General features: G+C 32.7%; 19 protein-coding genes. 2 read left to right on the top strand and 17 right to left on the bottom strand.

Annotated elements, in window-relative coordinates:
- Positions 1 to 4 precede the first annotated feature (4 nt).
- The 8 genes from hisA to BUC29_RS16625 all read right to left on the bottom strand — a co-directional run bounded on the left by hisA (position 5) and on the right by BUC29_RS16625 (position 8,629).
- Complete coding sequence (gene hisA, locus BUC29_RS16660) at positions 5 to 730, bottom strand: 1-(5-phosphoribosyl)-5-[(5-phosphoribosylamino)methylideneamino]imidazole-4-carboxamide isomerase (RefSeq protein WP_073417309.1); 726 nt, start codon at positions 728 to 730, stop codon at positions 5 to 7.
- An 85-nt stretch (positions 731 to 815) separates the two neighbouring features.
- Positions 816 to 1,397 (bottom strand): imidazole glycerol phosphate synthase subunit HisH, encoded by a 582-nt coding sequence (gene hisH, locus BUC29_RS16655; RefSeq protein ID WP_073417308.1) that lies wholly within the window; start codon positions 1,395 to 1,397, stop codon positions 816 to 818.
- 104 nt (positions 1,398 to 1,501) lie between these two features.
- Positions 1,502 to 2,638, bottom strand: a complete 1,137-nt coding sequence (gene hisB, locus BUC29_RS16650; RefSeq protein WP_073417458.1) for a bifunctional histidinol-phosphatase/imidazoleglycerol-phosphate dehydratase HisB — start codon at positions 2,636 to 2,638, stop codon at positions 1,502 to 1,504.
- Positions 2,639 to 2,783: 145 nt separating this feature from the next.
- On the bottom strand, positions 2,784 to 3,830 hold the full coding sequence (gene hisC / locus BUC29_RS16645) for a histidinol-phosphate transaminase (protein WP_073417307.1): 1,047 nt from the start codon (positions 3,828 to 3,830) through the stop codon (positions 2,784 to 2,786).
- Positions 3,831 to 3,932: 102 nt separating this feature from the next.
- A complete protein-coding gene (gene hisD, locus BUC29_RS16640) occupies positions 3,933 to 5,216 on the bottom strand; it encodes a histidinol dehydrogenase (RefSeq protein ID WP_073417306.1) in 1,284 nt (427 codons plus the stop codon).
- A 179-nt stretch (positions 5,217 to 5,395) separates the two neighbouring features.
- Positions 5,396 to 6,253: an ATP phosphoribosyltransferase gene (hisG, locus tag BUC29_RS16635; protein WP_073417305.1), complete on the bottom strand. Its 858-nt coding sequence runs from the start codon at positions 6,251 to 6,253 to the stop codon at positions 5,396 to 5,398.
- A 310-nt stretch (positions 6,254 to 6,563) separates the two neighbouring features.
- A complete protein-coding gene (locus tag BUC29_RS16630) occupies positions 6,564 to 7,967 on the bottom strand; it encodes a HAMP domain-containing sensor histidine kinase (protein WP_317043494.1) in 1,404 nt (467 codons plus the stop codon).
- Positions 7,964 to 8,629, bottom strand: coding sequence for a response regulator transcription factor (locus BUC29_RS16625; RefSeq protein ID WP_073417303.1), 666 nt, complete (start codon positions 8,627 to 8,629; stop codon positions 7,964 to 7,966). Before BUC29_RS16625 ends, BUC29_RS16630 begins: the two co-directional genes overlap by 4 nt.
- A 201-nt stretch (positions 8,630 to 8,830) precedes the next feature.
- Between BUC29_RS16625 and BUC29_RS16620 the strand changes: the two genes are divergently transcribed.
- The gene (locus BUC29_RS16620; RefSeq protein ID WP_073417302.1) at positions 8,831 to 10,969 is read left to right on the top strand and encodes an LTA synthase family protein; all 2,139 of its coding nucleotides are present in this window, start codon (positions 8,831 to 8,833) and stop codon (positions 10,967 to 10,969) included.
- A 100-nt stretch (positions 10,970 to 11,069) separates the two neighbouring features.
- Here the strand turns inward: BUC29_RS16620 and BUC29_RS16615 are convergent, their stop codons facing one another.
- A complete protein-coding gene (locus BUC29_RS16615; protein WP_073417301.1) occupies positions 11,070 to 12,068 on the bottom strand; it encodes a zinc dependent phospholipase C family protein in 999 nt (332 codons plus the stop codon).
- Positions 12,069 to 12,210: 142 nt separating this feature from the next.
- Here BUC29_RS16615 and BUC29_RS16610 point away from each other — a divergent pair, with 142 nt between their 5' ends.
- On the top strand, positions 12,211 to 13,191 hold the full coding sequence (locus BUC29_RS16610; protein WP_244160840.1) for a hypothetical protein: 981 nt from the start codon (positions 12,211 to 12,213) through the stop codon (positions 13,189 to 13,191).
- Between the two features lies 1 nt (position 13,192).
- On the opposite strand, the gene BUC29_RS16605 is transcribed toward BUC29_RS16610, so the two are convergent.
- From BUC29_RS16605 to BUC29_RS16570, 8 genes are all read right to left on the bottom strand, one after another.
- On the bottom strand, positions 13,193 to 14,158 hold the full coding sequence (locus tag BUC29_RS16605; protein WP_073417299.1) for a YeiH family protein: 966 nt from the start codon (positions 14,156 to 14,158) through the stop codon (positions 13,193 to 13,195).
- A 74-nt stretch (positions 14,159 to 14,232) separates the two neighbouring features.
- Entirely contained in the window at positions 14,233 to 15,129 is an 897-nt protein-coding gene (locus tag BUC29_RS16600) for a LysR family transcriptional regulator (RefSeq protein WP_073417298.1), read from the bottom strand.
- A gap of 398 nt (positions 15,130 to 15,527) precedes the next feature.
- The gene (locus BUC29_RS16595) at positions 15,528 to 17,555 is read right to left on the bottom strand and encodes a hypothetical protein (RefSeq protein ID WP_073417297.1); all 2,028 of its coding nucleotides are present in this window, start codon (positions 17,553 to 17,555) and stop codon (positions 15,528 to 15,530) included.
- Between the two features lie 79 nt (positions 17,556 to 17,634).
- A complete protein-coding gene (gene fabG, locus BUC29_RS16590; protein WP_073417296.1) occupies positions 17,635 to 18,381 on the bottom strand; it encodes a 3-oxoacyl-[acyl-carrier-protein] reductase in 747 nt (248 codons plus the stop codon).
- A gap of 350 nt (positions 18,382 to 18,731) precedes the next feature.
- Positions 18,732 to 20,078: a DUF4302 domain-containing protein gene (locus BUC29_RS16585; protein WP_073417295.1), complete on the bottom strand. Its 1,347-nt coding sequence runs from the start codon at positions 20,076 to 20,078 to the stop codon at positions 18,732 to 18,734.
- Positions 20,079 to 20,089: 11 nt separating this feature from the next.
- Positions 20,090 to 20,950 carry a substrate import-associated zinc metallohydrolase lipoprotein gene (locus BUC29_RS16580; RefSeq protein WP_073417294.1) on the bottom strand — a complete coding sequence of 287 codons (861 nt, stop codon included), beginning with the start codon at positions 20,948 to 20,950 and terminating at the stop codon, positions 20,090 to 20,092.
- A gap of 19 nt (positions 20,951 to 20,969) precedes the next feature.
- The gene (locus BUC29_RS16575; protein WP_073417293.1) at positions 20,970 to 22,445 is read right to left on the bottom strand and encodes a RagB/SusD family nutrient uptake outer membrane protein; all 1,476 of its coding nucleotides are present in this window, start codon (positions 22,443 to 22,445) and stop codon (positions 20,970 to 20,972) included.
- 11 nt (positions 22,446 to 22,456) lie between these two features.
- Complete coding sequence (locus BUC29_RS16570) at positions 22,457 to 26,182, bottom strand: SusC/RagA family TonB-linked outer membrane protein (protein ID WP_073417292.1); 3,726 nt, start codon at positions 26,180 to 26,182, stop codon at positions 22,457 to 22,459.
- Between the last annotated feature and the right edge of the window lie 131 nt (positions 26,183 to 26,313).

Here is a 26,313-nt window from a genome sequence, read left to right as displayed (position 1 = left end):
ATATCTATTTATTTAAAATATAGTTTTCAAGTTGCTTTAATGTAATTCTTCCTTCGTAAATTGCTTTTCCGATAATAGTTCCTTCACAGCCTAATTCTGCTAATTTTGGTAATTCATCAAAAGTTGAAATTCCGCCAGAAGCGATTAGTTTTACGCCTTTTGCTTCTTCTAAAATTTTACTGTACAAATCAAAACTTGGTCCTTGCAGCATTCCGTCTTTGGCAATATCTGTACAGATAACATAGTGAATACCTTTTGATTGATAATCCTGAATAAAAGGCACTAAATCTTCATTTGAATCTTCTAGCCAACCCGAAACCGCAATTTTTTCATCTTTAGCATCAGCGCCTAAAATGATTTTTTCCGAACCATATTCTGAAATCCATTTTTCAAAAATGGCTCTGTTTTTTACGGCAATACTTCCGCCGGTAATTTGGTTGGCACCGCTTTCAAAAGCAATTCTCAAATCATCATCTGATTTTAATCCGCCTCCAAAATCAATTTTTAAACTGGTTTGCGTTGCAATTTGCTCCAATATTTTATAATTGACAATTTTACTCGATTTTGCGCCATCCAGATCTACTAAATGCAGATATTCAATTCCGTGTGCTTCAAATGATTTTGCCACTTCAAGTGGATTCTCGTTGTAAATTATCTTGGTATCATAATCACCTTTGGACAAACGAACGCATTTTCCTTCAATGATATCTATGGCTGGTATTATTCTCATTTTTTATTATTTTAGATTTTAGAGTTCAGATTTTAGATTCTAAAATTGAAATTAATTTTTGATATTTTGATTGATATTGAAATATTTACATTTTTAAGAAATTCCCTAAAATCTTTTCTCCTACATCACCGCTTTTTTCCGGGTGAAATTGAGTTCCGTAGAAATTGTTTTTTTGCAAAGCCGAAGCGTATTCAACATCGTAATTAGTTGTTGCAATCGATTCTGGGCAATTTGGAGCATAAAAACTATGAACCAAATACATAAATTCATTTTCAGAAATATCTTTAAACAAATCCGTTTTTAAATCATAAATCTGATTCCAGCCCATTTGTGGCACTTTTACGTTGTTTGAAAATTTCAAAACATCAACATCAAAAATCCCTAAACCTTTTGTATTTCCTTCTTCTGTTTTGTTACACATTAACTGCATTCCGAGACAAATTCCTAAAACAGGCTGTTTCAATTCCGGAATCAAACTATCCAAACCGCTTTCACGAAGTTTTTTCATAGCCGAACTTGCCTCGCCCACGCCAGGAAAAATAACTTTATCAGCCGATTTAATTTCGTCCGGATTATTACTCAGAACAGCTTTAAAACCCAATCTTTCAATAGCAAACATAATACTCTGAATATTTCCTGCTCCGTAATTTATAATTACTATTTTCATTCTTTATTAGTCTTAAAGTCGAAGGTCGAAAGTCTTAAAGCCGATTTTTAATATCCATAATTTTGGGAAACTTTCGACTTTATGACTTTCAACTTTTGACTTAATTAAAGCATTCCTTTCGTTGAAGGCAAAATCATTTTTTCGGTATCTCTCTTTACGGCTACTTTTATGGCTTTCGCGAAAGCTTTAAAGATAGCTTCGATTTTGTGATGTTCATTGATGCCTTCTGCTTTGATATTTAAGTTGGCTTTTGCTCCGTCTGTAAATGATTTAAAGAAGTGATAAAACATTTCTGTTGGCATTTTACCCACCATTTCACGTTTGAATTCAGTTTCCCAAATCAGCCAGTTTCTTCCACCGAAATCAATTGCTGCTTGCGCTAAACAATCGTCCATTGGAAGGCAAAAACCGTAACGCTCGATTCCTAATTTGTTTCCTAACGCTTTCGCGAAAACTTCTCCCAAAGCAATTGCTGTATCTTCAATTGTATGATGCTCATCTACTTCTAAATCACCTTTTACAGTGATTTCTAAGTCCATTTGACCATGACGTGAGATTTGGTCTAACATGTGGTCGAAAAATGCAATTCCGGTATCGATTTTGCTTTTTCCTGTACCGTCAAGATTTAAGTTAATATAAATATCCGTTTCATTCGTTTTTCTTGTAATTGAGGCTGAACGCGCTTCTAATTTTAAAAACTCATAGATTTTCTTCCAATCCATTGTTTGTAAAACGATTGTCTCGTTTAATTCTTCACGTTTTGATGAAATTTCATTGCTTCCAATTCCATCCGTATTGTTCATGAAAATAGCTTTTGCACCCAAATTTTTAGCCAGTTCAACATCTGTTAAACGATCTCCTAAAACAAAAGAATTTGCCAAATCATAATCTGGATTATTCAAATATTTAGTCAGCATTCCGGTTCTTGGCTTGCGTGTAGGCGCATTTTCTTCCGGAAAAGTTCTGTCTACGAAGATTTCATCAAAAACAACTCCTTCGTTTTCAAAAGCTTTTAGAATAAAATTTTGCGTTGGCCAAAACGTATCTTCAGGAAAACTATCTGTTCCAAGTCCGTCCTGATTGGTTACCATTGCTAATTCGTAATCTAATTCATTAGCAATTTTAGCCAAATATTGAAAAACTTTCGGATAAAATTCCAGTTTATCTAAACTGTCTAATTGGTAATTTTCCGGTTCTAAAACAATCGTTCCGTCACGATCGATAAAAAGTACTTTTTTCATATTTTTTTGTTTTGCCACAGATTTCACAGATTAATATGATTTTTTTTAGCCACAAAATTCACGAATTTCTCTAATTTAATTCGTTGCTAAAAATCACGCACAGAAAGAAATCATTTTAATCTTTCTAATCTGTGGCTAATAATTTTTAGTTTAACAATTTTAATTCCTTAATAACAATCGCGTTTTCTTCTTTTGTTCCAATCGTAAAACGAAGGCAATTTTCGCATAAAGGCTGAGTAGTTCTGTTACGAATAACGATTCCTTTTTCGATTAACTGGTCGTATCTTTTATTAGCATCATCTACTTTTGCCAAGATAAAATTAGCTTCTGTTGGATACACTTTCTCAACAAAATTTACTTCAAGTAACACTTTAAGCAGTTCTTCTCTTTGCTCAATAATAGAAGCTATTTCTTGTTTAATTTTGTCTAAATCTTTTAAACGTTCTTTAGCTCTTTGCTGCGTTAATTCGTTTACATTGTAAGGTGGTTTGATTTTATTTAGAATTGAAATAACTTCTTCAGAAGCATAGCAAATTCCTAAACGAATTCCGGCTAAACCGTAGGCTTTTGAAAGCGTCTGCGTAATGACCAAATTCGGATATTCATCGATTTCTGTAAGCCAGCTTTCTTTATCCGAAAAATCAATATATGCTTCATCAATTACAACTAAACCTTTAAAGTTTTGAAGCAGTTTCACTACGCTTTCATCTGAGAAAGAATTTCCTGTTGGATTATTTGGCGAGCATAAAAAAATGATTTTTGTATTCTCGTCAACCGCTTCCAGAATCTTCTCAACTTGAGGCTGAAAATCGTTTGTCAGTAAAACTTCTCTGTTTTCAACAGCATTAATATTTGCTAAAACGCCGTACATTCCATAGGTAGGCGGCAGCGAAATAATATTGTCTTTTTTAGGTTCGCAGAAAGCCCTGAAAAGTAAATCTAAAACTTCATCGCTTCCGTTTCCTAATAAAATCTGGCTTTGTTTCGTATTATTGTTTTTGGCTAAAATAGCTTTAACTGAATTCTGCTGCGGATCCGGATAACGATTTACGCCATTTTGATATGGATTTTCATTAGCGTCCAGAAAAATCATATCGGCGGTATCAAAATCCTCAAACTCATCTCTCGCAGAAGAATACGGTTTTAAAGATTTTACGTTTTCTCTTGTTATTTTATTTATATCGAATTTCATTATCTTAATTTTTAGAATATAGAAGATAGAATAAAGAGAATAGACCCTCATCTGATCCGTAAAATTTCTATATTCTTTGTTCTATATTCTTTTCTCTTTAATTTATTGCAAACCCTTTAATCTCAGCGTCACAGCATTCTTATGCGCTTGCAATCCTTCGGCATCAGCCATCAATTCAATTGCTTTTCCAATGTTTTGAATTCCTTCTTTAGAAATTTTCTGAAACGTCATTGATTTCATGAAACTATCTAAGTTTACTCCGCTGTAATTCTTCGCGTAACCATTCGTTGGCAGAGTATGATTGGTTCCAGAGGCGTAATCTCCGGCGCTTTCCGGCGTATAATTTCCGATGAAGACAGAACCTGCATTTACAATTCCGTTGCAATAGAAATCATCATATTCTGAGCAGATTATAAAGTGTTCAGGGCCATATTCGTTGATTAAATCCAATGCGATCTGATCATTTTCAACATAAATCAATTTCGAATTTTCGATTGCTTTCTCTGCAATTGCTTTTCTTGGCAATAATTCCAGTTGTGACTGCACTTCTTTTTCTACTTCGTCAATCAGTTTTTTTGAAGTCGAAACCAAAATCACCTGACTATCTGTTCCGTGTTCTGCCTGCGATAATAAATCTGAAGCTACAAAAGCGGGAACTGCGGTATCATCGGCCACAATTAATAATTCTGATGGACCCGCCGGCATATCAATTGCAACTCCAAATTGCGTTGCCAGTTGTTTTGCTACAGTTACAAATTGATTTCCCGGACCAAAGATTTTATACACTTTAGGAATAGATTTAGTACCGAATGTCATTCCGGCAATTGCCTGAATTCCGCCAACTTTTATAATTTTGGTTACACCGCATAAATTTGCAGCATACAAAATGGCCGGATTTATCTTCCCTGTTTTATCTGGAGGAGAACACAATACGATTTCTTTGCAGCCCGCAATTTCTGCCGGAACTGCCAGCATTAAAACAGTTGAAAATAAAGGTGCTGTTCCGCCGGGAATATACAATCCGATTTTTTGAATTGGTCTTTTTTCCTGCCAGCAATTTACGCCTTCGATTGTTGCTATTTCAACTCTTTCTGTTTTTTGAGCTCGGTGAAATTTATAAATATTGTCTTTTGCTAATTGAATAGCTTCTTTTAATTCATTCGGAATCAAAGCGATTGCTTCGTTAATTTCTGCTTTAGAAACTTCGTAGTTTTCTAAAGTTATTCCGTCAAAAATTGAAGTATATTTTGCCACTGCTTCATCTCCTTTTTTCTGAACTTCTTTAAAGATTTCTTTTACAGTAACTTCAATATCATCAATTGTCTGGGTTGGTCTTTTTAATATTTCAGACCATGTATCTGGTTTTGGATTGCTTATTTTATTCATATTTTTATGCTTTTTTTTGCTTTAGACTATAAGCTGCAGGCTATAAGCTTTATTATCGTTGTGTTTTTTTAACACAAAGTCCGCAAGGTTTTTTTATATTCTTTTTGGCTTAGAAAACGTTAAGTTCGCAAGCTGTTGTCGAGAATTGGAATTTGGGATTTAAAAATTGGAATTTCCTTTTACAATACCATTTTCTCAATTGGGCAAACTAAAATTCCTTCTGCTCCTACTTCTTTTAACTGGTCGATTACATCCCAAAAAGTGTCTTTATCAATTACAGAGTGTACACTGCTCCAACCTTCCTGTGCAAGCGGAAGAACTGTTAAACTCCTTAAAACCGGAAGAATTTTTCCAACAGCATCGATTTTGTCGTTTGGAATATTCATTAAAATATATTTTGAATTTCTGGCTCTTAAAACCGATTGTATTCTGAATTTTAATGTATCGATGTGTTTTTGAATTTCCGGAGAAACTTTTGGAGAAACTGCCAAAACAGCTTCGCTTTTTAAGATAACTTCAACTTCTTTCAGGTTATTTTTGAATAAAGTACTTCCGCTTGAAACGATATCTACAATCGCATCTGCAAGACCAATATTTGGTGCTATTTCTACAGAACCAGAAATTTGGTGAATATCGACTGATAATCCGAAAGAACTAAAATATTCGGTAACGGTGTTTGGATAAGAAGTGGCTATTCGTAATCCTGACAAATCCTGAATAGAATTGTACTCAAAAGTTTTAGGAACGGCTACAGAAACTTTGCATTTTGAAAATCCTAAGCGCTGTACAACTTCAATGTTTTTTCCTTTTTCTACTAAAAGATTATCGCCAACGATCGCTAAATCTACGACGCCGTCAATTAAATACTGCGGAATATCTGAATTTCTAAGATATAAAACTTCAAGAGGAAAGTTTGAAGCTTCGGCTTTTAACTGATCAATTCCGTTGTTGATCGAAATACCGCAGTCTTTTAAGATCTGAATGCTGTCTTCGTTTAAACGACCTGATTTTTGAATTGCAATTTTTAAAGTACTCATTTTTTTACTTGTTGTTTGATTAATAGTTTGAGTACAAAGAATTGGTATAAAAAAACCCGTTTGATGTACTCAAACGGGTTTTTAAAATATGATGATTTACACACATACCATTAACACATCGCTTGAGAGCAATAATGTAAATGATGATGATGTAATTGATTTGAAATCATTGTTTGGTGTGTTTTATAATTCTTTGATTCGGTTGCAAATATACTAGTTAATTTCATAAAAAAACAATTTTTAATATAACTTAACGATAGATTATTGTTAAAAAAAATCTCAGCCTGAGTTTTTATTGCAAATTTTCAATTTACGATAACGTTTTCAAATCCTCTTCAAAATTTAAAGTTACGATAGTCCCAACTTCTATTTCACTTTCGATTTTAAATGTAATATGGAGTAGTTCTGTAATTCTTTTTACGATAGACAATCCTAAACCAACGCCTTTAATTTCAGGATGATCGGTGTAATTTGACCTAAAAAAAGGATTATAAATCATTTCTAAATCACTCTTTTTAATTCCAATTCCGTTATCCGAAATTTTACAGATTATTTTACTGTCTTCCTTAAAAAGTAAAATAGAAACTTCGCCTTCGTTTTTTGTATATTTTAAAGCGTTTGAAATAATGTTTCTAAGAATAGTTATTATTAAAAAAGTGTCTGACTGAATATAAAAATCTGTTTTGGCATCAAATTTTACATTGAGTTTTTTGCTGTTTATTTTCTCTGAATTCAATGTTAGGACATCTAAAATTATGGCATTCAGATAAACTTTTTCAGTATTAATCTGTTGTTTTTGATTATCGAATCTTGCCATTGTTAAAAGCTGATCTACTAACATATTTAAATGATCTACTTCGTTTATACAATAGTTTATTTTATCCTCGTATTCCTTGCTGTTTCTGGGTTTACGAATAAGTACTTCAAGTGTTCCTTTAATTACAGTTAAAGGTGTTCGCAATTCGTGAGAAGCATCAGAAGTGAATTGTTTTTCGCGTTCAATTGCTTCTTCAATTCGATACAGTAAACTGTTTATAGTTGTCGAAAGCGTATACAATTCATCTCTGCTTTTTGGTAATGGAATTCGGGATTTCAGGTTATCTTTTGTGATAATTTTCGAAGTATTGATAATAGCATTTATCGGACTTATACTTCTTCCTGCCAAAAAACGGGCGATAAAAAACAACAATAGAATAATTACCGGAAATGCTATTAAAAGTGTATCAGAAAGGTTTTGTAAAACCTTCGTAGAATCTGAAAGGGACATGGCAATAATCAGATACCCTATTTTTTTGTTTTTAATATGAAGCGGAACCTGAATTTGTCTGATTTTATTATCTAATAAATGAGTATCAAAAAATTCAAAACCAGATTTGTTTTCGTGAAAAACCAGTTTTTCATTTTTAAGGTTAGGCGATTTTTCTATTATCTTTTTATTCAAATCCAAAAACTGAACAAAAACCGGGTTTACATCAACAGAATTATGTTCTCTTTCCTCCCATTCTTCGGTATCCATAAAAACTACAACTTTCTTTTCAAATTTAATTTCACTAAGATGGTCGCGGACTTCTATCAATAAGTTTTCATCTATATGATTGTAAACCGTGAGCCTGACAATGAAGTAAATTGCCGAAAAAGCAGCCAGAATAAGCAATCCTGTTGTGGTTATGTAATTTAATGCAATTCTGGTTTTAAAAGAAAGCTCCTTCATCATAGTTCATTAGCAATATATCCTACACTTCGTATGGTTTTTATGTAGTCTTCTTCAATTTTTAAGTTTAGTTTTTTACGAATTGCGTTCATAAAGACATCAATTACTCCGGTATCGTATTCAAAATTAATGTCCCAGACATCTTTTAAGATCTGATTTCGGGTACAGACTCTTCCTTTGTTTCTAATTAAATAAACCAATAATTCAAACTCTCTCTGCGTTAAAGCAATTTCTTCGTCGTTTTTTAAAACAATATGTTTTGACAAATCGATTTTTATGGTCCCCAATGAAAGCGTTTCGTTCCCGCTGCGATTTCTAAAATGAATTTTAATTCTTTCGACCAATTCTTCAAAACTAAATGGTTTTTTAATATAATCGTTTGCCCCTGCTTTAAGACCTTCAATAGTTTCTTGAACCGTATCTTTTGCGGTTAAAAATATAATTGGAGTTTTTTGATCTTTGATTCTTATCGCTTTACACAATTCCAAACCATTAATTTTAGGAATCATCCAGTCGAGTAAAATCAAATCAAACTTATGGCTTTGTGTTAATTCAAATGCTTTCGCACCATCATTTGCTGTAGTAATTTTATATCCTTCTTCTCTTAATCCCTGTTCCAAAAACTGAACAATTCCTAGTTCATCTTCGACAATTAAAATATGCATATTGGGTGATTTATTTCAATATTAACCTATGTTAAGTAATGTCAAAGATAGATATTTAAGATGGAGAAACCGCTTAAAATCATCATAATAGAACAAAACAAATAATCTTAAGCAAATATTAAGTTTAAGCTAAGTAAGGTTAAAGCATAACTTCATCTGATGTTAATTAATCAGATTTAATTTTGCTGAAAATAAAATACCATGAGTTTTTCCAAAAAATTTTCTCCGTTTTATAATCTGGCGATTTTCTATTTTTCTGTAAGTTTTATATTGAGAATTGTCTTGATTTTTCATCCTATAACTCAAAGTTCATTTACATTTCTTGAGAGTTTTAAAATTTTTGCTTTGGGATTAATTTCAGATTTTTTTGTTTTTGTAATTGCAGGTCTTTTTCTCTGGTTGTACCTCATTTTTCTTTCAGAATCAAAATATTCAATGCCTTCGGGTTATATTATTTTAACTTTTTTTATTGCATTACTTATTTATACTGCCTCTGGAAAAAGTATTTTTGATGAGTATGGCGGAGCTTTGCCCAGAATCGTTATGATTTTTATTGCATTAAAAGCTATTTTGTTTGCACTTTTTCTTTTTCTTCCAAAATGGAGAATTAAGCTTCGTTTCTGGCTGTATTCTTTTGTTATATTTTTATATGTAGTTTTAATTCTTCAGAATGGATTAAGCGAATATTTCTTTTGGAACGAATTTGGAGTAAAATACAATTTCATAGCGGTTAATTATCTTATTTATACTAATGAAGTTATAGGGAATATTATGCAGTCTTACCCTGTAATTCCTTTGTTTTCAGGATTATTCATAGCTAGTGGTATTGTTACTTATTTCATCGTAAAAAATTCTAAGAATTATATTAATGAGATTCCAAATTTTAATGAAAAAATAAAAATATCTGCCGTTTACCTAACTTTGGCAGCTATTTCTCTTTTAGCAATTCCGGCTTTGGCAAAAACTGAAAATTCTAAAAATGTATTTGTAAATGAATTACAATCGAATGGTTTATATAAATTTTACCTTGCTTTTCAGAACAGTAAATTAGATTATTTCAAATTTTACAAAACACTGCCAAACCAGGAAGCATTTGCTATTTTAAAAAAACAGTTTCCTAATATTTCCGGAGAGAACACATTTCAAAAAATAACTAATGATTCATTAGAAAAACGTAAAAATGTCGTGTTGATTACCATTGAAAGTTTAAGTGCCGACTTTATGAAAACGTATGGAAATCAAGGAAATATCACTCCTTTTTTAGATAGCTTATCTCAAAAAAGTTTGCATTTTACTAATTTGTATGCGGCTGGAAACCGAACTGTACGCGGACTTGAAGCGGTTACTTTATGTCTTCCGCCAACTGCAGGTGAAAGTGTCGTAAAACGTGAGGATAATAAAAATAAGTTTTCAACCGGAGCTGTGTTTAAGCAAAAGGGCTATAATGTAAAATTTATGTACGGCGGTGATGCTTTTTTTGACAATATGCAGGATTTCTATTCAGGAAACGGATATGAAATTGTAGACAAATCCAGCTTTTCTCCTGAAGAAATTACATTTTCGAATGTTTGGGGCGTTTGCGATGAAGACATGTACAATAAAGCGATTAAAATAATGAATGGCGAAGCAAAGCTGAATAAGCCATTTTTTAATCATATTATGACAGTAAGTAATCATAGACCTTTTACTTACCCAAATAATAAAATCGATATTCCAGGCGATATTAAATCCCGTGATGGTGGTGTAAAATATACGGATTATGCGTTGGGGAAATTCTTTCATATGGCTCAAAAACAGCCTTGGTTTAATAATACAGTTTTTGTAATTGTGGCCGATCATTGTGCTTCGAGCGCCGGAAAAACAGAACTTCCGCTTGATAAATACAGAATTCCCGCTTTTATTTATATTCCGAACCAAAAGCCTGAAAAATGCAACAAACTAATGTCGCAGATTGACTTGATGCCTACACTTTTCGGATTATTAAATTTTGATTATAATAGTAAGTTTTTTGGGCAGGATGTTTTTAAACCTTCTTATAAACCAAGAGCATTTATAGCTACTTATCAGGATTTAGGCTTAATAAAAGATAATGTTTTGACTATTTTATCACCAAAACAAGAAGTAAAACAATTTCAATTGAAACTTAAAAAGACAGATATCGCAGCAGAATATCAAATTCATTACGATGAAATTCCTTTAAAAAACAAAAACAAAGAATTGATAAATGAAACTATATCTTATTATCAATCTGCTTCTTATGTATTGAAGAAAAAACAATATCAATTTGAAAATATGCATTTAACAGGGAAAAATAAAATATTATACGCAAAGATTCCTTAAAAAAAGCCCAAACAAAAAAGCCTCAAATTATTTAAATTTGAGGCTTTTTTTAATCTATATGTTCAGAAGAACAAACCTGATCTTTATAGTTTGAGAAAACTTAATCATTTTGATTTTTCAATCCGAATAAATCTCCTTTTTTAAATAATAATAAATCGTCTTTTAAAGCCTGATTATTTCTTTGTGTTACAGATGGTGCATCTAAATCGCTTAAATCCGGTTTACCGGCATTTACCCATGCAGTATACCAAAAACTAGCAGTTGCTTCAATTGCTTTTTTCATCTGGCTTTCAACCATTCCGTTTAACTGCTCGTGAAGTTTTTTAGCATAATCCTCAGAGAAAACAGCTGTATTGTACTTGCTTTTCAAAACTTTACCATCAGTATCCATTTTAAAAACCTGATTTTCCGGGGTTGCTGTTCTTAATTTTTTATCAATATCCAGTAAAGGCTGCGCCAGACTGTGTGTGTCGTTTATCATATCCCAAACTGCTTTATGAACGTCTTCATAATAATGAGCCTGAGGAACATTTAATTTGTAATTTTTAGCAAATAATTCAGGAAGTCTGCTTTCCCAAAGAGAGTGAATCCCTTTTTGATCGCTTAACTGTCCGTCGTGATTTGCAGACGTGTGCAAAGGCATGTGCGCATCTCCAACATAATGACCCAAATCTGCTGCAAGAAATAAGATTTCTGCTCTGTTTTTATCTTTAAAAGCTTTGGTCAATTTTGCCATCATATCTTCAATGTACCATGGCAGGATTCCGTTATCGTTTAGGAATTTAGCATCATATTTTTTCTTTGCGGCTTCCATCGTCTGCGGTATGCTGTCTACAGAACCAAAATTTTCCATATCAAAATAATGCCTCGGATTTTCGTCTTTATAATTTAAAGCATATTTACGAATATCTGGTACCGAAGCTTCCTGTGTAATAAAATCGATGTGATTGTAAAAAAATACCTGAAGTTGTTGTGGTAAAGCCATTACAGCCGCTTTGTTGATTCTTTCATGGCCTACAATTCCCCATGATAAGGTAAAAAAACCAATAATTAATGCGAAGAATGCGATTAACTTTGGTCTCATTCTGAAATTTTTCATTTTGTTTTTGTATTTGGAGGGCAAAGTTACCTTTATTTAAAGATAATTCAAAAGAATACTATTCAAGATTATGTTATTTTAACTTTTTGAAATTTTTAATCCATATAAGTGATAGAAGTTCATATTGGTAAATTTTCTTTGTATGTTTGTTGTAGTATTAAACTTTATAAATATGCGCCGTTTTTATTTATTTTTTATCTATTTTTTTACTGCAATAGGTTTCGCGCAAGAAGCTGAAGTTCAATTAAAAAATGTTAGCGACACCATCTTAAATCCAAAAAGAGTACTTAAAATTTCTGATTCGTTTGATGGAATCAAAACAATGCAAAAGCTGTTTCCTGGAAAATTATATCATCTTTCAGATCACAATACTTTTATAAGCTGGGACTGTAAATCCTGCAAACCCGCACCTTTTATTGATGTTAATGGTGTTGAAGGCGACCAGCTATTTCCTTACAGCGAAGGCGTTGCCACAAGACTTATTACCAATATAGATTATTCTGATTCTAAAGGAAATCAATTCAAAATATTAGCATTTAATCATTCAGTTTACGATACTGATGGTTTGCAAACAGGTCGTTTTTCTGGTGGATTAATAGGTATTGCTAAATTTGCAAAAAATGGAACAATTTGGGAAATGAGATCTTTTCAGCCTGCAGTAGCCGCATTTGGTGCTTTTTCTCAATGTCCAACTCCTAAACTTTTACAAATTGGTGAGGATCAATTTGCTTTTACTTTGCTGCATGTTAATGGCGGTGCAGGCGGGCCTTTTGAAGGCTGGCTATACTTAGTTGCTGGCTTTGATGGAAAATATCAGCCAATTATGGAAGTGCCAAAATATCAGTTAACAAATATTGAAAGTGTTAAATGGTCTGGTTCTTACACTGTTGTAAATGATAATACCAAAAAACATTTTAGAGATATTATTATAAAAACTACAGGATCATTTAATAAAGCCGCAAAAGCTGAAGATGAATTTGAGGTTGATCTTCCTGAAGAAATTGCAGCAATGGCGAAAAATAAAAAATTATTTAATTTTGAAATTGAAAGACGTTTTTCGTTTAAAGGGAAATCATATAAAATGATCGGCAAACCTGCTGTAAAATTTTCGAATGTAAAATAATTTAACCTAAATAAATAATTGATACTAAGCTTAAAACAGCAATAAATATCCAAAGAAAAACTCCCTGAAGCAAAGGCTTCACTCCTACTGTTTTTAAAGTACTTAAATTTAAAGTCGCGCCAATTAGAAATAAAGTTATCGTTAATCCTATTTTGGCAATATTTACAATATGCGGTGTAAAAATTGCTATTTGCGGAACATAAGAATTTAAAAGCATTGCCAAAATAAATAAACCTATAAAATAAGGAATCTTGATTTTTGAGTTTTTATTTTTAAAAATAACTGCTGTTAGAAGTGAAATTGGAATAATCCACAAAGCTCTCGCTAATTTAACTGTTGCAGCAATCTGCAAAGCTTCTGCTCCGTATTTATTGGCCGCACCAACGACAGAACTTGTATCATGAATAGCAATAGCACACCATAATCCAAATTCTTTTTGAGATAAATCAAGTTGATGTCCGATCAACGGAAAAACAAATAACGCGATTGAATTCAATATAAAAATAACACCCAAAGCAATTGAAGTCTTATTTTCATTTGATTTTATTACGGGTGAAATGGCAGCAATTGCACTTCCTCCACAAATAGCTGTTCCGCATGAGATTAAGTACGATGTTTTTCTCTCGGTTTTTAACCATTTTCCTAAAAGAAAACCGAAAGTTATTGTGCTAAAAATTGAAAAAACAGTTAAAGCAAAACCTTCTTTTCCTGCAGAAAATGCGCTTGATGCGTTCATTCCAAAGCCTAAACCTACTACTGAAAACTGCAGTAAAAATGTTATCGCTTTACTGTTGAATTCTACAAAAGGATTTCCGAAAACATTCACTACTATAATGCCTAGTAATAATGCAATTGGTGGAGAAATTATCGAAAATAAACACAATAATATTATTACGGCAAAAATTAGCTGTTGCAAGAAATGATTAATTTCAAATAACTGTGACGCGGAATGTTGTTTTGTTTTCAAAATAGAGTAATTGATATTTACTCTGCAAAGTTGCGTCGATTAAATGAATTTCGCCAATCGTAAAATACAATCGACTATAACTTCAAGTTATAATGATTCGCGATATTTTGAATAAACAATTCTGACAAAGGATCTGATTTCCCTAATAAAGTAATGATGTAAAAGTATCTCTCTACAGATAATTTTTCGACATCTAAAACAATCAATTCCTTGTTTTTCAATTCTTTATTCACAGCATGAATCGACATAAAAGCAAAACAATCTGAATTGAGCAAGTAGGATTTTATACTTTCCGTGCTTCCTAACTGCATTTCGATTTGTAAATCTGAAAATTTTAATCCTGCGTTTTTCAATGCAAATTCTATAACTTCAAGTGTTCCGGAACCGCGCTCGCGCGTTATGAATTTCATTGATTTTAAATCGTTTACTGAAATCTCGTTTTGCTTTACAAAAGGATTATTACTATTGCAGACCAAAACCAGTTCGTCCTTTAAAAAAGGAATGTATTTTATGGATTGATTTTTTGACTGACCTTCGACAATTCCAATTTCGATTTCTTTATTAATTAAAGCATTTTCGATTTGTTCTGTATTTCCGTTTAATAAATTGACTTTTATGTCTTTTTGTTTTTGATGAAAACGTGCCAAAACGGGAGAAATGATATATTGGGAAATTGTGGTACTTGCGCCTAACCGCAGTAAACCTTGACGTTCACTGATAAACGAACTCATTTCAAAATCTATTTCCCGGTAAATTTCGAAGATTTCTTTTGTATGTTTTAGCAGAATTTCTCCGGCTGGAGTTAGAGCGATTTTAGAACCGTTTCGTTCAAAGAGTTTGGTTTTATAGGTTTCTTCGAGTTCCTGAATGTGTTTTGAAACTGCAGGCTGTGTAATATACAATTCACTTGCGGCCTTAGTAAAATTAAGACGAAGGGCAACGGTGTAAAATACTTTTAGCCTGAAATCCATATTGTTATTTAATGTGAAACACTGATTTTACGAATTTACACGAAATTAAATTGAGTGTAGTCCCTACGGGACAAATTTATTTGGTGGTCATTTTTTTTTCTACCGATATGAAACTCCTAACGGAGTTTTTTTATTAAATTGATTCATTTAATTAAATTTTATTTAATAAAAATATAGCAAATAAAATTAACGAAGTAAATATCGTAGAGATTAAATATCGTTAGCAAAACTCCTAACGGAGTTTTTTCTATGTATAAACCCTTTTATAGAATTCTATTTAACGAAAAAAATAGCAAAACATATAACGAAAAAAATCTCGTAGAGATTAAATATCGGTAGCAAAACCAGTATTTTAAACTCAATTTTGTCCGTAGGGACTTTACGCTATATGATAAAAACTACAAAAGCCCGTTATACTTCCTAACAAACCATTCCGTTGTCAATAAAACCGCAATTAAGATCAATAACCAAACCCAGTCAATTATTGGCGTTTTTGTAGAAACGTTTTTCTCAATTGATTTGTATTCTTTGTTTTCTAAAAGTGTATTAATCAAATCATCTGCCTGATTTTCAAAATAGGCTTTTCCGTTGGTTTGTAATGCCAATTGCTTCAATTTTAAAACATCCGGGTTTACAAATTGTTTTTCGATATCAAAATCTAAAATTTCGAAATGACTTGAATATGATGTATTTGAATTTAACTCTTTTACTGTGAAATTATATTTTCCGGCTGTTAGCCCTTCTAAGTTTACAGAAAAAGAATTGTTTCCTTTTAATAAATCGTAATTTTTAACTTGTTTGGTTTCTGCATTTGTAACCGTAATTGTTAGTCTTGCTTTTTCGTCAAACTCGTAGTTTTTATTAAAGTATTGTGCGTTTATCACAATTTCTTCTCCAGAATTATAAAAACTTTCGTGTGTTACAACTAAAGATTTTTTTGAAGCCGATGTTGCTAGATACTGAATTATTTTATCTACAAAAACATCATATTTTTCAAATGACTGATTATCAATATGACTTTGCAGACGCCATTTCCAGCTATTTTCTCCTAATAGAAAAGCAGTTCTTTTGCCTTGATTTTCGGCGAAAGCCAATAAAGGTGCATTTGTGGAAACGTTTCTAATTTTTGAAGAAAGTAAAACGGATACATTTCCGTTTGTAGAAATGGTTCCGAATGCATTTTGTAATGGCGGGAAATTTTCAAAACCAATATTATCTATTGCAAACAGATTAAACTGCGGTTGAAATTCTGATAAATAATCTTCAACTTGTCCGCTCATTTTGAAGATTAAATTGCTTTGCTGCTGATTTAAAAAATTAAAATCGGTACTGTTTCCGGTTATGATAAATGTGTTTCTTCCGGCAGCTTTGTTATTGTCAAAAATTGGTTTGAAAGATGAATTTGGCTGATATAAAACCAAAACCGATGCTTCTTGTAACTGGTTAATATCATTTGGTTTAACTAAAATCACTTTACGTTGTGCATTAACTTCGATTGAACGTTTTAATGCAGCAATATCAGGATGATTTATTGATGAAATTATTGCAATTGTTGACTTTTGATCAATAATTTCTACAGCAAAATTCTTGATATTATTGTAGCTGTTTTTTTCTTTTGCTCCAGATGAAATATTGGCTCTAAAAATCTGCAGTCCTACTTTATCAGCTGGTAAAAGTAAATTTAGAGCGGCTGTTTTTTTTGATGGCGAAAAAGAAACTTTTTCTTTGGCTACAACTGAATTTCCCTGCGAAATTGTAAAATCAGCAGTTGTTGGTTTGTCTCCGGCGTATTGCAGAAAAACTTCTACGGGAAATTTATTTTTATGAAATGCGTATTTGTTTACGTTAAGCTGATTTATTTTTAAATCAAAAAACGTGGTTGTATCTCCCACAACCAAAGGATAAACTTTATTCGCAGGATCGAATCTGTATACGTAGTCGTTTCCTGTCGTTTGATTTCCGTCGGTAATAATTACGGTTGGGAAAGTCAGGTTTTTGTTGATGCTTTTTAAATTTCTGGCAACTTCATCGAGATTTGTTTGTTTTCCTTTAAAATCAAATTTGTCTGAAGTTTTAAATTCGTCATCAAATTGATAAGACTGAATTTCGAATTTTTCTTTTAATGCCGGATTTGAAACCAGTTTTTGATATAACTCAACTGCTTTTTTATCTGATTTTAAAGCTGTTATCGAACTTGAATTATCTACTGCAATTGCTAATGGCGTTTTGGTAATTTCAAGTGAACTTTTAGAAATTATCGGATTTATCAATAAAACCAATAATCCAAAGATGGCCAGAAAACGTAAAAAAGCCAAAAACCAAATCAGATTTGATTTGTTTTTGGCTTTATAAAAATATTGAAAGTACGACAAACCACCTGCTATTACTAAAGAAAGTAATAATAATAAAATTGTGTTTGTAGTCATATTTATTTTTTAGTTTTTGGTTGTTAGTTTATGGTTTATGGTTGTTAACTATAAACAAAAACCATCAACAATCAACTTATTAGGTAAGCATTCCTCCACAAACATTAAGTACTTGTCCTGTAACGTATGAACTTAGGTCTGAAGCCAAGAAAAGACAAGCATTTGCTACATCTTCCGGGCTTCCGCCGCGTTTCAACGGAATACCTTCTCTCCATCCTTTTACTACGTCTTCAGATAATTTTGCTGTCATTTCTGTTTCGATGAAACCTGGTGCGATTGCGTTGCAGCGAATATTACGAGAACCTAATTCAAGAGCTACCGATTTTGTAAAACCAATTGCTCCTGCTTTTGAAGCTGCGTAGTTTGTCTGACCTGCATTTCCAGAAACTCCAACTACAGAACTAATATTGATAATAGAACCTGCACGCTGTTTTAAGAAAGTTTTTTGGATTGCTTTTGTCATATTGAAAACTGATTTCAAGTTAACATCAATAACCTGGTCAAAATCAGCTTCAGACATACGCATTAATAAGTTGTCTTTTGTGATTCCGGCATTGTTAATCAAAATATCAACTGTTCCAAAATCAGCTAAAACAGCGTCAACAAAAGTCTGTGCTTCATTAAAATCAGCTGCGTTAGATTGGTAACCTTTTGCTTTTACTCCTAAAGCATTTAATTCTGCTTCAAGTGCTTCTGCAGATGCAGCAGATGAACTATATGTAAATGCTACGTTTGCTCCGTGTTTAGCAAAAACTTCTGCAATTCCTTTACCAATTCCGCGGCTGGCGCCAGTAATGATTGCTACTTTTCCTTCTAGTAATTTCATATTGAGGTATTCGTTTTTATTTTTTGAATTACAAATATAGATTATTTGGGCGTTTAATAAAATTTGAATTGTAAAAAAGACTGAGAATTTTCTTTTGTTCTAAAACAAAAAAACAGCCCAATAAATTGAACTGCTTTTTCCAAAATAAATAAAACTAAAATTTTCATATGTGGTTTTCTTTTGTAATAAAAAATGCTGCAATGAGAACTAATGCCATAGATAACATTCTATAAACGGATGATTTAAAATTGGCTGTCCTGTTAATTTTCATTTTTTAGACTTTAAGAAGACAAAAACAGCTCAATAAATTGAGCTGCTTCCTTCAAAATAAAAATTAAAACTAAAAATTACTATAATTGATATGTTGTTATTCTAAAATTACTTGTTGAACTAGTAATTGTATAAATGGTATTTGAATACGTAATTTTGAATGCTTCTTTTTTGATGTAAAGTCCTGATGGATTGAAGAATTCGTCGTCTAATTTTTTCAGGAATGCCGGTGCCGGAATATACGCAGCTCCATTATCCCATGAATCGTGAGTAAACAAAATTGTTTTGTTTGTATCATCGGCACTTGTTGTAAAGTTGTGGTACAAACTTGGTTTTCCTCCAGAGAAACGATACTCAACATAATTTCCGTAAGGTGAGTTAAAATAAATCTGAACTCTGCTTATTTTTTGATTTGCCGGTAATGTTGCATTTACTTCATCTATCAATGATTTTGCTAATGTTGAAGTTGTTGGTGCTGTGTAAAGGTTTGCGGCAATGTAACCTAAAACCATCTGTGGTTTAGCATCTAAGAAATTCTTATAGTCATCTGTAAGTATTAATGGCTTGTTAGAATATTTAATTGTTGCCTTAACTCCACCAGTTCCTGTTGCTGTAAAACTTCCATCGGCATCATTGTATACAAAGTTTGTCAATTTTTGACCTCCAACTTCTACTGCAGGGCTTACTACAATCCCGGTTGGAGTATATCCAACACCCATGTTGTAGCTGATTGAATAACCACTTTCGATAGAATTTGATTCTGCAAAACGAGTCACTTCACTAAAAGCGAAATCAAATTTATGTGTTGTAGTTCCGTCAGTTGTCTCCAATAATCTGAAAAGCGGTCTTTCGTCGCTTCCAATAACGTTTTGTTCCATTACCAGATTTTTTGACAAATTTGCCCAATCATCTGCAGTTGCTTTTACAAAACGGATTTCTGTACCGTTTCTGTTTGCTTTAAAAATTATTTCTCCGTTTTCTTGTCCGTAGTATAAAAACTGAAAATCCCCTAAATATCCTTTTGCTCTTAAAGCCGGTATTGGATAATTATCTGATTCTGATAAAAGGTGAATTCTGTTTTTTGTTGTAAATGTTAAACTTACAGTACTTCCTAACTGAATTTCATATTCACTTTTATACACATCAGTATCGGCGTCAAAATCTGAGGCCATTTCTACAGTTCCATCCTGGGCAAACTTAAACAAATGCGTGTAACCGCCTAAAACGGTATTGTCTGTAAAATATACTGCTTTCCAGCCAAACTGTGAGGCAAGTAATGCTTCGCTAAGTTCAGATTTTTGAGCGTTTAAACGTTCCGTTGGAGTTTGATTAAATAATTGCTCAGCGTCGGTATTGTTGTTACAGGCGCTTAAATGCAGTATCAAAATTGCTGCAAATAAATACTTATATATGTTTTTTATTTTCATGATACTTGTTTTTAGTTGTTTATTACACCTGTTGTGTTTTTCTCAGCTTCGTCTCTTAAAGCATAAAAATCCATGTTGAATGCTTCTTTGAAATATTTTACTACAAGAGCTTCTTTTGTTTTTAATGCCTGATAAGCGAATGGACTTTCGATTCCGTCAAGGAATGCCTCATATTCGGCTTTTGTAAAAATCAAGATCATTGAAGCAGTTTCTGCAAAGTCTTCATTAATATTTGATCTTGCATAACTTGTAATAAATCCTATTTCGTTTGATTCCGGAATATCATAGTTATACCAGTCTGCAGTATATCCTACAGGAGTTACTGCTGCCCACGCTTTTTCGTCAAAAGGTTTATTTTGATTTAAAATGTGAATGTACTCGTGCTGGATGGTATGAATAAATTCTGAAACGTTTGCACGATCTGACTGATCGATATAATCTGTTTCAAATAATGTTACTCTTTGTCCACCTTCGGCTAAACCTAACGTTCTTGTTCCTACGCTGTTTAAGTTTACACCTCCAACTAAAACAATTTCTCTTGGCGCGATTTTTTTCACGAAATCTGCTCCTCCAATTGTTGAGTAACTTTTAAGCCAGATTTCTTCAACGATTTCCAGAGCTGGTTTTACTTTATCTATTGTTGGCGGAAATAAATAACGGCTGTTATCAACAGTATTTTGGTTCCATTTGTATTGTACATTAATATTAAAAGGATTTAAATATGTAGTTGCAATCCATTTATCTAATGCCGTTTTTGTTGGCTGTGTGTAATCTAGCTGACTTTCTCCAGGCTGATCATCGCTTGCACATGAAATTAGAGCTGCAGAAACCATAGCCATAAAAGCAAATTTATTGTATTTGAATAGTTTCATAAGTTTTTAATTTTAAAGATTATCTAGGATTTAATTCAACTCCGGTATTTGATGCATGAAGTGGGATTTGAAGCGCTCTTCTGTTGTCATCTTTTACCAAAACATTAGTTGGTTTGTTTGCTGTTTCGTGGTTTACAACTATGTTGAAACGTTTTACGTCAAACCATCTTATTCCTTCGTGTACAAAATCTCTTCTTCTTGTTTCTGCAATTGCTTTAATATAAGATGTTTGTACAGGCGTCATTGTATAGAATGGCGTATATTCATCTGCTATTACAGGATATTTTGCAACGATTTTTGCTTCTGTTAATTTGTCTGAGGCAACATAACCTACAGTTCTTGTTGACAGGAAATAATCTAATTCATCATTTGCTAATGCGATATCTCCTTTCATTACGTGAGCTTCAATTCTGTTTAAGAAAAACTCATCATTGCTTAATAAAACTTCTGCAACATAAGGATCTCCAATTCCGGCAGTTACATTCGAATATTTAAAATATTCATAAAATTTAGGCATAAATACCGTTATACTACTGTTTGATGAGTAGAAATTATAATACCAAGGTTTAAGGTAAGGGCTAGTTGCAGTACCAAAAATTTCCGGATATCTTGCTCCTGAAAGGTAAAAACGGTTTGAATAGTACGATCTGCTTACGATTGAGTTTGCAGAAACGATTAATAAATTTGTTTCGGCATCGCTATCTGCATAAGCTAATCTCTGATCAACAGCACTTAATAAATCATAAGATGGAAAATCTCTTAATTTGCCTACTGGCTTAGAACCTAAATCGCTTGATAATTCGAGTACTCTGTCCCAATCTCCTTTTACTAAATAGAATCTACTTGCAAAAGCTTTTGATGCGTTTACATTGAAGTGGAATTTTGGCTGCTTGTAATTATTTGTTACCAGTTTTAAACCGTCTTCGATATCTTTTTCGATAAAATCAAAAACTTCTCTTACTGAATTTCTTTTGTATTTTGTTACTAATTCTGTTTCAGGTTTTGTAACGTAAGGAATTCCTAAATCTGTAGCCGCTGTTGCAGGATTGTAACGTTTTGACCAAAATGAAACCAGCATAAAATGAGAATATGCTCTTGCCATTAATGCTTCTCCTTTTTGAGGATTTAAACTAGCAGGGCTTCCTAAGTCTTCAATAGCTTCTAAGGCTTTGTTTGCATGTGCAATAGCTCTGTAACATGCATCCCAATAGTAAGCCTGCGTATCTATATCTGTAGTTTCAGTTTGTATTTCCCAGTTATAGTTCTGCTCATTTTTTATTAAAGTCTGTACCATTCCGCTGTCAAAAACATTATCCGACATTGTTTCTGCAATATCAAAATAACTCATTTGCGGATAAGCTTCAACTAACAATTCTGAGATTTTTTCAGGAGTGTCAATTTCTGTTCTGTTATCTGGTTTTTCCGAAAGGAAATCATCACAGCTAGTAATACTTATAAGTATTAAAAGGGATAATGCTATTTTTAAGTTTTTCATGTTTCTGACTATTATAATGAAAGGTTTAAAGTAAAAGTGTATTGAGATGTTACTGGTAAAGCAACTCCTCCGGAATTACGAAACTCAGGATCCTGACCGTTTAATCTCTTATCTGAATAAATTAACCATGGGTTAACTGCAGAACCTTTTAATGTAAATGTACTTAACCCTAATTTTTTCTTGAAATCTTTAGGGAATTCCCAGCTTAATGAAATGTTTTTCAAACGAACGAAATCTCCATCAGCAATACGAGCATCTGAATAGTTGTAAGTATTGTAAGCTCTTGCTAGTGTACGTTCTCCACCATAATTAGCATTTAAACGTCTGTCTGCAATAACCGGAACATTTGTAAAGTTTTCGTCTCCAGGATTGATCCAACGGTTTGTGAAATCTTTTGTAAATACAGTTAAATCATCGTAAGTACTGTCGTAAACCGGATTTAAACGAACTTTGTTTCCGCCTGAACCTACAAAAAATACATATAATGACCAGTTTTTGTATGTAAATGTATTTGCTAAACCGATAGATTTGTTTGGTTCGATTGATCCTTCATATTTTAAATATTTAGTAACATCTAAATTATCCTGAAAGTTTGCATCTGTAATATTATTTTCTGCACCAGGCTGTAAAATAAATGTTGGTAAACCCTGATTATTTAAACCTGTAAACTGGTAAGAATAAATCGAGTTTCTTGGATGCCCAACTGTATTTCCTCCATTAGAATCTACTAAGTCAAACGCTGTTGGTGTGTTTTGTAACTTCGTAATTTCCTGGTGGTAAACTGATAAGTTAAGCGTTGTAGACCATTTAAAATCTTTACCATCAAAGTTTTTAGTTGTAATACCAACCTCAAGACCTTTTGTCTCCATATCGGCATTGTTTCCTTGTCTAACTCTTTGACCTCCAATTCCTGAAGTGATTACATAATCAACTAAGTCAAATGCTTTACGACGGTAAACATCTGTCGTTAATTGTACTCTGTTGTTAAACATTCCAAGATCAAGTCCAATATTGGTCTCGAATTGTTTTTCCCAAGTTAAATCACTGTTTTGTAATTCATCAATTCTAATTGCAGTTTCTCTGTTATCAAGATTGAAACGGTCTGTAACATAACTTTTGTAAATTGCTAAAGAGTTTGTTGCAGGTCCGGCTGTTGCTGTTAAACCGTAAGAAGCTCTAAGTGCCAAAGTGTTTATTGATTCAACATTTTTCATGAATTTTTCTTCGGCAACATTCCATTTTCCACTAAAAGTGTACGTTGGTAACCATCTTGAAGAATCGCTGTTTCCTTGTCTGTTAGAACCATCATAACGACCTGTAACAGAAGCTGTATAACGACGATCGTATGTATAACCTACTTTTCCGAAGAAACCTACAGTTCTTTCTTTTTCTTCATTAAATCCGTAGTAAGAATCTCCTCCATTAATGATTTTTTCAATAATTCTAGGATCTGTAAAAGCAGTTAAACCTCTGTCGTACTGTAAACCCGCTGCTGTAAACTGATCACTTGTTCTGTCTACAACTCTCATCTCGGTTCCGAATAAACCTTCTACTTCGTGTTTATCTGCAAAAACATTTCTGTAATTAACACTATTTCTTAAGTTGTAAGATGTCATGTCATTTGTAAATTTTCTTAAGAAACCTCCGTTTGGTAAAACAGAAACCTTTGGAGCTGTTAAATCGTTTGGATCCTGATATAAAAAGATATTTTGATCTCTAACTAATGTATTTACTCCGTCTTCTCCATCTGGAGTTCCGGCTTTATAAGCACCAACTACGTTTGAGTTTTCTAAAATTTTGTGCTCACGGCTAGTATTTGCATAACGAGCAGAACCTGTTAAATTATACGTTAAATGTGGCGTAATTTTGTAATCAAGGTCTAATTGAAAACGGATATCTTTTACTTCGATTTCCATAAAGTTGTTTTTCAACTCGTTGATGATGTTCATTTTAGCCCAGTTATTTCTGTAGTACTCTAAATTGCCATTATCGTCGTATGGTCTTAACGTTCTACTAGTATTTAATACATAGTTGAATGGGTTGATATCAAAATCACGGGTTACTTTTCCAAAAACTACGTCTTTTTCGCTCTCGTAACTTCCAGGAGCACCCTGATCACGCACAGATGCCAATGTAGATAATGTAATATTCAATTTGTCATTTACGTAAAATGTTCCTTTGATGTTACTTGAAATTTGTTTTACATTATCAGCAATAGTCCATCCCGGATCTGTATAATATCCTAAAGACGCATAAAATGTATTGTTTTTACCTCCACCAGAAAAGCTTAACGAGTGGTTTTGAGTAATAGATGGTCTAAACAATACGTTGAACCAGTCTGTATTTGCCAATTCGTATTTTCTTAAAAAGTTATTACGGCTAACAGGATCGTTATTAACTAAATATCCTCCAGTTTCTGGCACATAAGTATTGATTGCTCTTCCTAAAATGTTGTATGCTCCACCATATCTTCCATTTACTGTAGAAGGCAAATCTAAATATCCTTTTTGTTCCATTTCTTTTAAAATACTCATAGATTCCTGAGAATTTAGAATATCATATTGTCCGTAGTTAGGAACTGCTCTAACTGTCTGCTCTAAACCGTAAGTAATTTTCAAAGGTGCATCTCTACGCCCTTGTTTTGTTGTAACAACCACAACTCCGTTTAATGATCTTGAACCGTAGATAGAAGTAGCCGATGCATCTTTAAGGATTTCAATACTTTGAATATCATTTGCATTTAAACCCGCAACAGATGAACTTAATAATGTTTCTGAGTTTCCAGATGCTAAATCTGCAAATGACATGTTGATGATATCTTCCTGAACAACACCATCAATTACCCATAAAGGTTTTGTATCTCCAAAAATTGAAGATGAACCACGAACAGTAATTTTAGGAGCCGCACCAAAAGTTCCTGTAACGTTTTGTACAGTAACCCCAGCTGCTTTACCTTCGATCATTCTGCTCACGTCTACAACTCCGTCAACTTTTAATTCGGCACCAGAAATTTTGCTGATTGCTCCTGTAAAAGTTCTTTTAGATGTTTTTTCGTAACCTGTAGTTACTACAACTTCTTTTAAGTTTTGTCCTAGTTCGCTAAGAACAATTGTTGGTGTAGTGTTTTCAATACCAATTTCTTTTGTATCCATACCTACGTATGAAATAATAAGTCCTGTTGAATTTGCCGGCATTTCGATAACGAAATTACCATCAAAGTCTGTTAATACAGCCACTTTAGTGCCTTTTGCCATAACTGTAGCACCCGGAAGCGGACTTCCTGACTGATCCGTAACTTTACCTTTGATAATTGGACCTGCAGTTAATACTTCAAAAAGTGAATCATGACTATCAGCACTTGCAAAAGGATCTGTTTTAGTTTTTTGCAGAACAATTTGATTGCTTACTTCAGAAAAAGTAATATTAAACGGAAGCAGGATTCGGCTCAAAATGCTTGAAAGCGTTTCCTGATTTGCCTCAATACTTACTTTATTACTCAACTGAGGAAGTCTTGAGTTATACGAAAATTTTACATGCGCAGACTTTTCAATTTTAGACAAAGCATTATCAAGAGTCAAATTTTCAACTGTAATTGTAACTTTGGTATCTAATTTTTTTTGCCCATTTACATTGTTTGCCACAGCAAAGCTTGAAAACACAAGTGCCAAGACAAACTGAAATAGTGTTATTTTCATGATTCTATGGAGTAATCGTTGTTTAACAACTGGTTTTTTCATAATTTTGATTTGTTTTGATTAATACTGATTCGAGTGTATTTTAAGAAACGATGAACTCCTCGTTACAGCGAGAAATTCAACTTTATAAGTGTCGATAATGTTACAGCATTTCGGCACTTTTTTTATGGTAT

This window comes from Flavobacterium defluvii, assembly GCF_900129555.1.
GTDB lineage: Bacteria > Bacteroidota > Bacteroidia > Flavobacteriales > Flavobacteriaceae > Flavobacterium > Flavobacterium defluvii.
The sequence above is the reverse complement of the archived record's forward strand: the minus strand, read 5'-3'. Positions and strand labels throughout refer to the sequence as shown.

Bases quoted from the DNA above. Each gene is read 5' to 3' on its own strand.
- hisA (WP_073417309.1), bottom strand. From the start codon at position 730: ATGAGAATAATACCAGCCATAGATATCATTGAAGGAAAATGCGTTCGT.
- hisH (WP_073417308.1), bottom strand. From the start codon at position 1,397: ATGAAAATAGTAATTATAAATTACGGAGCAGGAAATATTCAGAGTATT.
- hisB (WP_073417458.1), bottom strand. From the start codon at position 2,638: ATGAAAAAAGTACTTTTTATCGATCGTGACGGAACGATTGTTTTAGAA.
- hisC (WP_073417307.1), bottom strand. From the start codon at position 3,830: ATGAAATTCGATATAAATAAAATAACAAGAGAAAACGTAAAATCTTTA.
- hisD (WP_073417306.1), bottom strand. From the start codon at position 5,216: ATGAATAAAATAAGCAATCCAAAACCAGATACATGGTCTGAAATATTA.
- hisG (WP_073417305.1), bottom strand. From the start codon at position 6,253: ATGAGTACTTTAAAAATTGCAATTCAAAAATCAGGTCGTTTAAACGAA.
- BUC29_RS16630 (WP_317043494.1), bottom strand. From the start codon at position 7,967: ATGATGAAGGAGCTTTCTTTTAAAACCAGAATTGCATTAAATTACATA.
- BUC29_RS16625 (WP_073417303.1), bottom strand. From the start codon at position 8,629: ATGCATATTTTAATTGTCGAAGATGAACTAGGAATTGTTCAGTTTTTG.
- BUC29_RS16620 (WP_073417302.1), top strand. From the start codon at position 8,831: ATGAGTTTTTCCAAAAAATTTTCTCCGTTTTATAATCTGGCGATTTTC.
- BUC29_RS16615 (WP_073417301.1), bottom strand. From the start codon at position 12,068: ATGAAAAATTTCAGAATGAGACCAAAGTTAATCGCATTCTTCGCATTA.
- BUC29_RS16610 (WP_244160840.1), top strand. From the start codon at position 12,211: ATGTTTGTTGTAGTATTAAACTTTATAAATATGCGCCGTTTTTATTTA.
- BUC29_RS16600 (WP_073417298.1), bottom strand. From the start codon at position 15,129: ATGGATTTCAGGCTAAAAGTATTTTACACCGTTGCCCTTCGTCTTAAT.
- BUC29_RS16595 (WP_073417297.1), bottom strand. From the start codon at position 17,555: ATGACTACAAACACAATTTTATTATTATTACTTTCTTTAGTAATAGCA.
- fabG (WP_073417296.1), bottom strand. From the start codon at position 18,381: ATGAAATTACTAGAAGGAAAAGTAGCAATCATTACTGGCGCCAGCCGC.
- BUC29_RS16585 (WP_073417295.1), bottom strand. From the start codon at position 20,078: ATGAAAATAAAAAACATATATAAGTATTTATTTGCAGCAATTTTGATA.
- BUC29_RS16580 (WP_073417294.1), bottom strand. From the start codon at position 20,950: ATGAAACTATTCAAATACAATAAATTTGCTTTTATGGCTATGGTTTCT.
- BUC29_RS16575 (WP_073417293.1), bottom strand. From the start codon at position 22,445: ATGAAAAACTTAAAAATAGCATTATCCCTTTTAATACTTATAAGTATT.
- BUC29_RS16570 (WP_073417292.1), bottom strand. From the start codon at position 26,182: ATGAAAAAACCAGTTGTTAAACAACGATTACTCCATAGAATCATGAAA.